General features: G+C 73.3%; 12 protein-coding genes and 1 pseudogene. 8 read left to right on the top strand and 5 right to left on the bottom strand.

Translation table 11 applies throughout. From position 1 onward, the window contains the following. The 8 genes and pseudogenes from CTZ28_RS47430 to CTZ28_RS37550 all read left to right on the top strand — a co-directional run. Nucleotides 1-663: pseudogene (locus tag CTZ28_RS47430) on the top strand (hypothetical protein); the annotation flags it as partial. A 131-nt stretch (nt 664-794) separates the two neighbouring features. Next, nucleotides 795-1,544 carry a DUF2470 domain-containing protein gene (locus CTZ28_RS37580; protein WP_121894245.1) on the top strand — a complete coding sequence of 250 codons (750 nt, stop codon included), beginning with the start codon at nt 795-797 and terminating at the stop codon, nt 1,542-1,544. Nucleotides 1,545-1,719: 175 nt separating this feature from the next. Next, a complete protein-coding gene (locus CTZ28_RS37575) occupies nt 1,720-2,061 on the top strand; it encodes an ArsR/SmtB family transcription factor (protein ID WP_121894233.1) in 342 nt (113 codons plus the stop codon). Beyond that, nucleotides 2,058-3,794: a SulP family inorganic anion transporter gene (locus CTZ28_RS37570; protein WP_121894232.1), complete on the top strand. Its 1,737-nt coding sequence runs from the start codon at nt 2,058-2,060 to the stop codon at nt 3,792-3,794. Before CTZ28_RS37575 ends, CTZ28_RS37570 begins: the two co-directional genes overlap by 4 nt. Further along, the gene (locus CTZ28_RS37565; RefSeq protein ID WP_121894231.1) at nt 3,791-4,204 is read left to right on the top strand and encodes a pyridoxamine 5'-phosphate oxidase family protein; all 414 of its coding nucleotides are present in this window, start codon (nt 3,791-3,793) and stop codon (nt 4,202-4,204) included. Before CTZ28_RS37570 ends, CTZ28_RS37565 begins: the two co-directional genes overlap by 4 nt. Beyond that, nucleotides 4,201-4,626 (top strand): ATP-binding protein, encoded by a 426-nt coding sequence (locus CTZ28_RS37560; protein WP_121894230.1) that lies wholly within the window; start codon nt 4,201-4,203, stop codon nt 4,624-4,626. Before CTZ28_RS37565 ends, CTZ28_RS37560 begins: the two co-directional genes overlap by 4 nt. Nucleotides 4,627-4,703: 77 nt before the next feature. Then, entirely contained in the window at nt 4,704-5,054 is a 351-nt protein-coding gene (locus tag CTZ28_RS37555; protein ID WP_121894229.1) for a zinc ribbon domain-containing protein YjdM, read from the top strand. Nucleotides 5,055-5,145: 91 nt separating this feature from the next. After that, nucleotides 5,146-5,496 carry an ArsR/SmtB family transcription factor gene (locus tag CTZ28_RS37550; protein WP_121894228.1) on the top strand — a complete coding sequence of 117 codons (351 nt, stop codon included), beginning with the start codon at nt 5,146-5,148 and terminating at the stop codon, nt 5,494-5,496. A gap of 307 nt (nt 5,497-5,803) precedes the next feature. On the opposite strand, the gene CTZ28_RS37545 is transcribed toward CTZ28_RS37550, so the two are convergent. The 5 genes from CTZ28_RS37545 to CTZ28_RS37525 form a co-directional block, all read right to left on the bottom strand. Further along, entirely contained in the window at nt 5,804-6,178 is a 375-nt protein-coding gene (locus CTZ28_RS37545) for an ATP-binding protein (RefSeq protein WP_259471996.1), read from the bottom strand. A 98-nt stretch (nt 6,179-6,276) separates the two neighbouring features. Beyond that, nucleotides 6,277-6,615, bottom strand: coding sequence for an ArsR/SmtB family transcription factor (locus CTZ28_RS37540; protein WP_121894243.1), 339 nt, complete (start codon nt 6,613-6,615; stop codon nt 6,277-6,279). A gap of 5 nt (nt 6,616-6,620) precedes the next feature. Continuing rightward, nucleotides 6,621-6,806: a hypothetical protein gene (locus tag CTZ28_RS37535; RefSeq protein ID WP_121894227.1), complete on the bottom strand. Its 186-nt coding sequence runs from the start codon at nt 6,804-6,806 to the stop codon at nt 6,621-6,623. Between the two features lie 121 nt (nt 6,807-6,927). Continuing rightward, the gene (locus tag CTZ28_RS37530; protein WP_121894226.1) at nt 6,928-7,605 is read right to left on the bottom strand and encodes a hypothetical protein; all 678 of its coding nucleotides are present in this window, start codon (nt 7,603-7,605) and stop codon (nt 6,928-6,930) included. Next, nucleotides 7,602-11,012 (bottom strand): CHAT domain-containing protein, encoded by a 3,411-nt coding sequence (locus CTZ28_RS37525; protein ID WP_121894225.1) that lies wholly within the window; start codon nt 11,010-11,012, stop codon nt 7,602-7,604. Before CTZ28_RS37525 ends, CTZ28_RS37530 begins: the two co-directional genes overlap by 4 nt. Nucleotides 11,013-11,144 lie beyond the last annotated feature (132 nt).

Genomic DNA, 11,144 nt, shown 5'->3' with positions numbered 1-11,144 from the left:
GTCGTGCAGCGCCGCCGCGAGGCCCGTGAAGCCGCCCGCGACTGGGCCGAGTTGGGCCACACCGGGCAAACAGCCGGGACGGTGCGTGCCCGGGCGGGTGTCGCCGTGCTGATCGGTTGCGGGCCGGTCGCCGCTGTGGTGGCGCTTGGTGTGGTCGTGGGGCCCGGGGGCGGAACGGGCCGGTGGGCGGTCGTCGTTCTGCCCGCCGCGGTGGTCGGGCTGTCCCTCGCCCTCGCCGTCGCCTACCTCCGGATGACCCGGAACACGAACCGCCGCCAGCCGCGGCCGAGTCGTTCAGGCCCGCGCGACGTCCGCGCGGCGGACACCCCGAGCGCGGCCGGCCCGCGGGTCCGTGCGGCCGTGCAGCGGCGGCGTGAGATACGGGAAGCCGCCCGTCAGCCGGGGGAGTTGGACCCTGGCCGGCCGCTGCCCGTGACCGACCGCTCCCGCTACGTCGTGGGCGTCCTCATCGGTACCGGACTGACGGCTGCCGCGATCACCGCGGCGGTCAGGGTGGCCGCAGGCCCTGAGGGCGCCGCGGACTGGCTCACGGCCGTCACCGCTCCCGCCGCCGTCCTCGGGCTGTTCCTCACCCTTGCGGTGACACATACCCGCGTGGCCCGCCGTCGTGCCCGGACGGATCATGTGCGGCCCCCATGCTGAGGGGGTGTCTGTTTCCCGTGGACGGAGAGAGGCGGGAGCCGGCCGGAAGGACACGGTTACCTCCCCTCCGCTCACGGGTAAGGCAAACCTAACTTAGGTGGACCTTACTTGGGTGGAAGGGTGTGGTGCGCATGGACACGGAGACGGACCCCGCAGGCGGCCCCGGGGCCGAGGAGCCGCCGCTTTCCGAACCCTCCCCCGCCGAGCGGGCCCGCTCGGTCCTCGCCACCGCCTGGTCGCTGAGCCTGGAGGTGGCGGGCCACCGCTTCGAGCCGGTCGCCCTGCGTGCCGCGGACGGGTGCGGCCTGCTGCTCCACGACCTGCCCGCGACGGACGTGCCGGCCGAGGTGGCCGCCGCACTCGCGGCAGCGCGGGGTGACGGGCTCGACGCCGTCGCGGAACTCACCGACGTCGCACCCACTCCCGTACGCGATCGCGTCCGCGCCCGCCTCACGCTGCGCGGCGGGCTCAGTGCCGCCGAGGGGTCCGGGCTCGGCCTTCGCCCCGCGTGGGCCGTCCTCGACGAAGGTGGCCTCGCCCGTGAGATCGCCCCCGGCGAACTGGCACTCGCCGCCCCTGATCCCCTGGCCGCAGGCGAGGCGGGCCTGCTCGCCCACCTCGACACCGCCCACGCCGACGCGGTCGCCCGCCTGACCCGGCTCGTGGAGCCCCGCCTGCTGCTCGGCGTGGTCTGCGTACGGCCCGTACGGCTCGACCGGTTCGGGCTCGTGCTGCGCGTCGAACACGCCCGCAAGCACCATGACGTCCGGCTCGCCTTCGCCGCTCCGGCCCTCAGCCCCCGGCAGGCGGGATGTCAGATCCGCCTGCTGCTGGCCCGAGCCACCGCGTGCCCGCGGCATCGGCTGACCCGTCGGCCATGACATTCGTCGTGCAGCCAAGGGTTCATAGTGCGCGAAACTTCACAAAGCGGATATCAGAATTGCGAAATTTTGCAATTGCCTAGATGCTGTGTTCGCTGTGCTTGCAGAAAGCGGCGGGCACGGCTTCTGTGCGTTCGCCCCTGGGCCGGGGCCGTGTGAGGGAAGTCGAGGGGTCGTGTCGGTTCCGCTGTATCAGGCGAAGGCGGAGTTCTTCCGGATGCTCGGGCATCCCGTACGGATCCGGGTGCTGGAGTTGTTGCAGGCCGGACCGATGCCGGTGCGGGAGCTGCTCGCCGCGATCGAGGTGGAGCCGTCGAGCCTCTCCCAGCAGCTGGCGGTGCTGCGCCGCTCGGGGATCGTGACGTCCACCCGCGAGGGCTCGACCGTCGTCTACGAGCTGGCGGGGGGTGACGTCGCCGACCTGATGAGGGCCGCGCGCCGGATCCTGACCGAGATGCTCACCGGGCGGAACGAGCTGCTGGCCGAGCTGCGGGAAGCCGAGGTCGTCGTCCCATGAGCACGACTGTCGCACGGGCGGTCCGCGCCCGGCTCATCTCGTTGTTGCCCTCACGCTCCGATCTGGCGTCGATGCGGCGCGATCCCCGCCGGGACCTGCTCGCCGGTCTCACCGTGGCGATCGTGGCGCTCCCGCTCGCCCTGGGCTTCGGCGTCTCCTCGGGGCTGGGCGCCGAGGCGGGGCTGGCGACCGCCGTGGTGGCTGGTGCGCTGGCCGCCGTGTTCGGCGGATCGAATCTGCAGGTGTCGGGGCCGACCGGGGCGATGACGGTGGTCCTGGTGCCGATCGTCGCCCAGTACGGTCCGACCGCCGTCCTCACGGTGGGTCTGATGGCGGGTGCGATGCTCGTCGTTCTCGCCGGGCTCAGGGCCGGGCGCTACATGCAGTACGTGCCGGCGTCCGTGATCGAGGGCTTCACGCTCGGCATCGCCGGAGTGATCGGCCTCCAGCAGGTGCCGAACGCGCTCGGCGTGCCCCAGCCCGAGGGCGACAAGGTACTCGTCGTCACCTGGCGCGCGGTCGAGGAGTTCGCGAAGGCGCCGAACTGGACCGCCGTCGGTCTCGCGGTAGCCGTGGTCGTGATCATGCTGGCCGGTGCGCGATGGCGGCCGACCGTGCCGTTCTCCATCGTCGCCGTCATCGCCGCCACGGTCGTGGCCCAGGTCTTCCCGCTGGACGTGAAGCCGATCGGCGACCTGCCCGCGGGACTGCCCGCGCCCTCGCTCTCCTTCCTCGACCTCGGCTCGCTGGGCTCGCTGCTCGCCCCGGCCGTGGCGGTGGCGGCGCTGGCCGCCCTGGAGTCGCTGATGTCCGCGGCCGCCGCCGACGCGATGACGGTGGGACAGCGCCATGACCCGGACCGGGAACTGCTCGGCCAGGGTCTGGCGAACATCGCCGCCCCGCTGTTCGGCGGCGTCCCGGCCACCGGCGCGATCGCCCGCACCGCGGTCAACGTGCGGACCGGCGCGGGCTCCCGGCTGGCCGCGCTCACGCACGCCGCCGTCCTCACGGTGATCGTCTTCGCCGCGGCGCCCCTGGTGTCGAAGATCCCGCTGGCGGCGCTGGCGGGCGTGCTGCTGGCCACCGCGATCCGCATGGTCGAGGTCGGCTCGCTCAAGGCGATGGCGAAGGCCACGCGGTCCGACGCGGTGATCCTCGTGCTGACGGCCGCTGCGACGCTGGTCCTCGACCTGGTGTACGCGGTGATCATCGGCCTGGTCGTCGCCGGCGCCCTCGCCCTGCACGCCGTGGCCAAGCAGGCCCGCATCGACCAGGTGCCGCTCGACCGGGGCGATCACAGTGCCGAGGAGCACCAGCTGCTGGCCGAGCACATCGTCGCCTACCGCATCGACGGACCGCTGTTCTTCGCCGCCGCGCACCGCTTCCTGCTGGAGCTGACCGAGGTCACCGACGTACGCGTCGTCATCCTGCGCATGTCGCGGGTGTCGACGATGGACGCCACCGGCGCCCTTGTCCTGAAGGACGCGGTGGAGAAGCTGAACCGGCGCGGCATCCTCGTCCTGGCCTCCGGGATCCGCTCCGGCCAGCGCCAGGTCCTCGACTCCGTCGGCGCGTTGGAGCTGCTGTGCCACGAGGGCCGGGAGTACGCCACCACACCCGAGGCCATCCACGGCGCACGCGACCACCTGGAGACGGCCGGAGTCCTGCCCGCCGTCCCCGCCCAGAAGTCGAGCTCGAACAGCACGGACACCAACGAGGAGCCAGTCGGATGAGCACGCCCTCCCTCACCCCGCGCATGGTCGAGGTCTCCGGAGCGGAGGCGCTGTGGCTGCTGGAGGGGGCGGCGCTGGGGCGGCTGGTGTACCAGCAGCGGGAGACGACCGTCGTACGGCCCGCCCGGCACGTGTGGGAGTACGGCCGGCTGATCGCCCGTACCCCGGTGCAGCCGGCCGCCGTTCCGCCGACCGCGACCTACCACGTCGAGGAGATCCAGGCCGCGACCGGCACCGGCTGGACGGTGACCGCGACCGGACCGGCCGAGGCGATCACCGACCCGCACGAGGCCACCCACTACCTGCGCACGCTCGCGGGCTGGACGTACGGTCCGCACGACACCGTCGTCCGCATCCACCCGCAGACGGTCACCGGGTTCCGCCTGATCCGGGGGGCTGAGGGGCGATGACCGCGCAGCTGGAGACGCTGCCGTACCGCCATGTGCTCACCCTGCCCACCGAGCCGGCGGCGGTCCGCGTGGCCCGGGAGACCGCCGAGCGGGCCCTGGTGGAATGGGGCATCGGGCTGCGCCACCCCGCCGTGGATCCGGCGCTGCTGGTGCTGAGCGAACTGGTCACCAACAGCGTCCGGCATGCCGCCCTGCTCTCCCCGCAGCTCACCGTGATCTACGCGGCGAGCAGGGACTGCCTGGCCTTCGCCGTCCATGACCGGCACCCGTACCAGCCCCCGCTGTACGCGTCGGGCACCGCCGTCCTCGCCGGGGGACTCGGCACCGTCATGGAGCTCACGCTCGGCCTGGGCGGGACGGCGGTCGTCCGCGGCGACGCCGACGGCAGGGGCAAGAGCATCTGGATCACCCTGCCCCTCTGACCCGGCACCGGGCCCGAACGGGCGGCTCCCCCACCCGTATTTTCGTATCGACTCACCGAGTGAAAGAGACCGACCCCATGAGCGACAGCCTTCCCGCCTGCCCCGAATGCTCCGGCGCGTACACCTATGAGATGGGCGCGCTTCTCGTCTGCCCGGAGTGCGGACACGAGTGGTCGCCGGCCGACGGGCCGGCCGGCACGGGCGGGGACAGGGTGGTCAAGGACGCGGTCGGCAATGTGCTCGCCGACGGCGACACCGTGACGGTGGTGAAGACGCTGAAGGTCAAGGGCAGCCCGACCGGCATCAAGGCGGGCACCAAGGTGCGCAACATCCGGCTCGTCGACGGCGTGGACGGCCACGACATCGACTGCCGGATCGACGGGTTCGGCGCCATGCAGCTGAAGTCCGGCGTGGTCAAGAAGGTCTGAGCCGGTTCACATGGTCACACGGGCTGCCCGTCCCGGCCGGTGAATTGCTAACGTCAGCAATTGCTCAGGTCGTCGGGGAAGGGACGGCACGGTGACCACGCCGCTGTACCAACTGAAGGCCGAGTTCTTCAAGACTCTCGGCCACCCGGCCCGCATCCGCGTCCTGGAACTGCTGAGCGAGCGCGAGTACGCGGTCGCCGAGATGCTGTCCGAGGTGGGCGTCGAGCCGGCCTATCTGTCCCAGCAGCTCGCCGTGTTGCGGCGGGCCAACCTGGTCAGGACCCGCAAGCAGGGTTCGACCGTGTGCTACTCGCTGACCAGCCCGGAGGTGACGGAGCTGCTGCGGGTGGCGCGCTCGATCCTGTCGGGCGTGCTGGCGGGGCAGGCGGAACTGCTTGCCGACCTGAAGGCGGCCCAGCCGGAGCGGAGAGAGCCGTCGTAGCGACGGCCTGTGACTCCAGCCGCAGGACGTCCGGTCAACCACGGGGAGTCCGCGGGCGGTACGACATCGACGGCGCCGTTTCCGGCCCTCGTACCGGTGGACCTGGCCGTACGCCGCCCGCGTCGGCGGCCGTCGACCGGCCCGCGCTGCCGGTGTCGTGGACGGTCCCCCGGGTGTGGAGACCGCCCACGAGCGTTCTTGATCATCCCCGTGCGGGGCCGCCGCCCTCAAGGGGCGGCCGGGGCGGAGATCAGGGCCGGTAGGCCCTTGCCGGGCCCGGACCTCGCGCCCTCCCTCGTGGTGTGCGCTACGAGGGGATCCGGAACCGTACGAGGACGACTTTGCCCTCGTGGTCGACGGCGGGTTCGGCGCTGACCTCGCCGTCGTAGTCGGCGGCCAGCTCGGCCACCAGACGCAGCCCCGCTCCCATGCCGTCGTCGGTGAGGTCCGGCAGGCGTGGTTCGGCGTCCGCGACGCCCACGACCAGGTGCCCGGCCGCGACCGTTATCCCCACGTCCGCCACCGGCGAGTGCGCGGCGTGCCGCAGTACGTTCGTGACCAGCTCGCTCACCACCAGGAGCACCGCGTCCGCGAAGGCCGAGCCGGGGGCGACGCCGGCCTGGGCGAAGTGCCCGGCGGCCGCCTCCCGGGCCTCCCGTACGGCATCGGGCCCCACGCGCACCGACGCGAGGTGCCGGTACCCCCGCGGCCGGACGTGCTCGACCGCCGCCGCGGGTCTGCGGCGGCGATCCCACGGGAGCCGGAAGCGCGCGCCGCCCGTCACCCCGCCGCTTCCGTTCGGCGCAGCTCGTCGAGCAGATCCTGCCGGCCGGCCAGCAGCACGGACAGAATCCGGCGGGCGGCGGCGAGCAGGTCGGCGACATCTCCGCCGGCCAGCTCGTACACCACCGTCGAGCCGGTACGGGTGGCGGTGACGATGCCGGAGCGGCGCAGCACCGCCAACTGCTGCGACAGGCTCGACGGTTCGACCTCGATGGACGCCAGCAGATCACGCACGGGCATCGGCCCGTCCTGCAGCAGTTCGAGCACCCGGATGCGCACCGGATGGCCGAGTATCCGGAAGAAATCGGCCTTCGCCTCGTACAGCGGAACCGGCACGCTGATCACCCCTCACCCGCCTCCACGCCGGCGCCAGCGTCGATGCCGTGCCCCCGCGCCACGCGCAGCGCGTCATCCAGCTCGTCCTGGGCGACGGCCACCTCATAGGCGTCCCCAGCCTCCACAGCAGCCGCAACCGCGGCGCGCGCCTCGCGCACCCGCTCCCGTACGGCCTCGGTGAACCCGCCCACCGAGGACCACCTTCCCTTCCGACCTGACTGGCACGGCAACTATCAAATTGAAGAACTCTTCAAGCCTAGCGGAGAGAAGCCTGCCCGATGTCCCTGAGGGGGCCGCGGTCGGAGCGCCGGTTCAGGCGGGTTGCCGGGTGAGGGCTATGGGGTGGAGGGGTGGTGTCAGGTGGGTGCGGTAGCGGCGGATGCCCCAGGTGTGGTGTTCCAGCTCCGCCGCCAGCAGTACCTCCGCCGTGTTCCGTCGGTCCGGTACGAGTTCGACCAGCGCGGCCACCGGGTGGTCGCCGAGCAGCGGGACGTCTCTGACGCTTCGGAACTCCCACTGCGGGTCCGGCTGGGAGGCGCCGTGGCCCCGGACGATCCACTCCTCCCGCGGCAGCCCCGTGCCCGGCGGCTTCGTCATCCCCACGTCCAGCACTCCGGCCTTGACGGTGAGGCTCAGGCCCGCGCCGGAGTCGGTGACCGGGCGGGTGCGCTCGCCCGGGTCGATCAGTCGCGCGACGGGCCGTGCGGCGGGGTCCGGTGTGGACAGGGCGACGCCCAGGGAGGCATGGCGGAACACGCCCTTGCCCGCCGGTGTCTCCGGGCGGAACGACACCACCATCAGCAGGTGCCGGAACTCGCGGTCGGGCGTGGCCCTGACGTAGGACAGCCAGGACGCGGGCACGCCCTCGTGGTCGGCGGGCAGCAGGTCCCAGCCGAACGTGAGCCGGCCGCGCAGCGGTGAGTCGCCGGCGGGATTGCCGAGCGTGCGCTCGGGCACGAGGTCGACCTCGCGCAACCGGATCTCGGTCATTCCCCCGCTCCTTCGCTCCGGCCGTGCAGATAGGTGAACGATCCCCAGTCACGGTAGTGCGGATGACGGGCGCGGGTGGCGAGTTGGGCGTCCCGGAAGGCCCGCTCCGGATCCGTGCCGTGCGCGATCCGCAGATGCATATGGCGGTAGAAGTGCAGCGCGGGCTCCGGGCGCACGGGCCACAGGCACCCGACGACGGCCCGGGCCCCGGCGGTGATCAGCGCCGACGGGATGCCGCGGAGGTTGTCCGCACGGTCGAACCGTCCCAGCGCGGACTCGCACGCGGCGAGCGTGACCAGGCGGACGCCGCGCAGGTCGACCTCCAGGAAGTCATGGGCGAAGACCCGGCCGTCGTCGTCGCCGTCCGGGGTGAGACAGAGGCAGTGCAGCCACGGCGCGTCCCGGTCCAGCATCCCGTGTACGGCGATGTGCACGACGTCCGCCGTGGACAGCTCGGCGAGCAGCCGCTGCCGGGTGGCCGCGGGCCCGGTCGCGGCCTCCGCGCCGACCGCCCCGGCGACCTGCCGCGCATGCTCCTCCAGCGCAGGTTCGGCCCGCAGACCGTAGGGCACGCCTCCGGCGGCGGAGGCCAGCACCGCGGTGCGCCGGGGCCGTACGGGGCCGTCGACCGGTACCAGGGCTTCGAGGCCGGCGATGGTGGTGACCGTCCAGTCGTCGGCGATCATCCGGCCGCCGGTGCGGCACAGCGCGATCGGCAGATGGTGCAGCGCCCCGTGCGGCCAGGCCAGGATGCGGTTCTTGCCCTGGGCACGCCACGCCTGCCAGCGGTCGTCGAGGCCGAGCGGCAGGCCGCCCGACTCCAGCAGCCGGCCGCCCTCCGGCGTCACGTCGGCGAACAGCGGGTCGCGTTCGACCTCCGCGCGGACCGCCTCGACCAGATCCGCGACGGGGTGCCGTGCGTCGTCCGGGTCCGCGCCGGCGCCGAGCCGCACGGCCAGTTCCCGGCCCTGCCCGGTGACCGCGAGCAGCACCGCAGCCCCGTTCACGGCCGTCGGCAGGAACCAGGTCAGCAGCACGGTCCGGTCGTCCAGCAGGGTGTGGACCTTCGCCCACAGGTGCCGGTCGTCGACGAACGGCGCCGAGCGGCGGCGCAGTTCCTCGTCGATGAACGACGAGACGCGCCACCGCAGATTCCGGGCCAGCTGCGCATCGTCCCGGCCGTCGGGCCGGTGATCGGCGTCGACCACGTTCAGCAGGTTCGGCGACGCGCCAGCGGCGGCGGCCGGCCGCTCCAGGTCACGCAGTCTGCCGATGAAGTGCTGGATGCGCGGGGGCAGCACGAGTGGACCGTCGATCCGCCGCCACGCGCCGAGTTGCGAGCCCTTGCCCGCCTGGTGCAGACCGAGCATCAGCTCCATCGGCAGCGACTCGCTCTCCGCGGCCAGCTGCCAGACCGCGCTGTGCACGAGATCGCGCAGCACCTCGCCGAGTTCGGACGCGCCGCTCGCATCGAAGTTCGGCAGGTCCACGATGACCGCGTACAGCGCACCCTTGAGCGCGTCTCCGCGGAGGGTGCCCAGGTGCTGCACGAACGGCACCAGGCTCGCCCGGGCGAGTTCCGTGAGGCCGAGCGAGGCGTAGCCGAGTGCCGCGTACGTGTAGTAGCCCCAGGGGAAGGGGACAGGGCCGGGGCCCGGTTCGCCCGCCTCGGCCGCCTGGTGGTGCAGGTCCGCGGTCAGCAGCCGGACCTCCTCGCTCCCGTGGTCGCCCGCCTGCCGCAGCAGGGTGAGCCCCAGCGCCGGCTGCCGCCGGCCGAGGGCGTGCGCGGCCGTGTGCAGCAGCGCCGCCGAGCGCTGCGCCGGTGTCCAGGACCGCGGGAACGACACCGTGAGCGGCCGGTCGGGGCCGGGGCAGTCGACGGGGTCGTCGGGGAGCACATGGAGCCGTGCCTCGGTCAACTGCCTGCGGTGGGCGGGGTCCCAGCGGATGTCGAGCTGCTCCGCCCGGTCCAGCACGGTGCGCAGCAGGGTGCGGTCGGCACGCTCCTTGGCCAGGTTGACGCCCTGGTCGATCGCCTTCGCGGTCACGGCGACGCCATGGGCGGCGACGGCATCGGCCACGGGCTCCCCGAGGACCGCGGTGAGCAGCCGGTCGACGGTTTCCGCCGGAACCTCGTGCACCACCCTGAGCAGGAAGAGGGCGAGGTCCGGGGCGCCGGGGCCGGGGGAGTCGAGCAGCGCGGACAGTGCGGCGCGAGCGGCGTCCAAGTGGACGCCCTTCTCGTCGGCGAGGATCTGCGCCAGCAGGCCCAGCAGCCGGGGCCGTCGCGTCCCGTCGTCCAGCTCCAGCGCCCGGACCACCAGATGTCCCGCCTCTACGACGAGGCGATGCGACTCGGCCTGGAGGGGCTCCTGTTCGGTGAACCAGGTGCGGTACAGGTCCGCCGTCAGACGGGCGGACCAAGTGGTCTGCGTGGCACGGGCGTAGACGTCGGCGCCGAGGTCCTCCGGTCCCCGGGCGGCCATGCGCAGCCGGGCGGCCGCCAGCAGCGCGGCCGCCAGGTCGCCCGGGTCGTGCAGGTCGTCGAGCAGCAGTGCCGCGAGCGCGTCGGACTCCTCGAACACGGCGCGTTCGCACCGGTCCGCCAGCAGCGGGACGGCCGACTCGACGGTGCGGAGCGCCGCGACCCGCCAAGCGGCCCGCGTCCCGCACCCGTCGGCGACCTCGGCGACCAGCCGCCAGTAGACGTACATGAACTCGGTCAGGCCACGGTGGTCGAGGAACGCGTCCCGGAGCAGCAGGCGCACCATCGCCTCGGCGGACAGGGCGAGGCGCTCGGGCAGGGCCCGCCGTATCCGCTCCACCTCGCGCGCCCGTCGCTTCGCCTCGTCCAGCGACAGGATCCGGTCGCACACGTACTGCGTCAGATCCATCAGTACGCCGACGGGGTCGACGAGGAAGGTGACCGACGGCTCGCGGTCCGCGTCCCGGCCCGGCTCGCCGAAGCGGACGGGGCCGGCGCACACCATCCCCTGCCGCGTCTCGAAGGAGAGCGTGCCGAGCGGATCGTCGGTGGCGGGCAGTACATGGGAGACGACCAGCAGGACCGAGCCGGCCGCGTCCGCCGCGTCCTGCCAGCCCGTCGGCAGCTCCAGCTCCAGGTCGTGGGCGAAGCGCGCACCGTCGGGGCTGCGGACGGACAGCACGCCCGCGCCGTCCCGCGTGACACACCAGCGGGGATCGGCGCGCCGGTCGAAGGGCAGTGCGTCCAGGGAGCGGAGCACCGGGAGGCCCCACGCGTGCGCGCGGGCGAACAGGCTGCCTCCGGCCCCGCCGCCGGTGGTGAACGGACTGATGTCCGCCGCCCCGACCGCCAGGCCGGCCTGCCGGACACCGTCCGCCTCCGTGAGGAACGCCCATCCCGTGATGCCCCGCGACAGCCGCACCCCGCACCCCCGTGCCGACCGGTCATGACCGGGTCCCACAGTGACACAGACGCCGGCCGGACGTCCCGGGCCCGCTGTCGCGGGTGGGGCGGCGCGCTCGGCAGGAGTACGGCGACCAGCGCCCGGACTCCG

It is taken from the genome of Streptomyces shenzhenensis (assembly GCF_003688995.1).
GTDB lineage: Bacteria > Actinomycetota > Actinomycetes > Streptomycetales > Streptomycetaceae > Streptomyces > Streptomyces shenzhenensis_A.
Note: the sequence above shows the minus strand (reverse complement) of the source record. Positions and strands in the feature narration are given on the sequence as shown.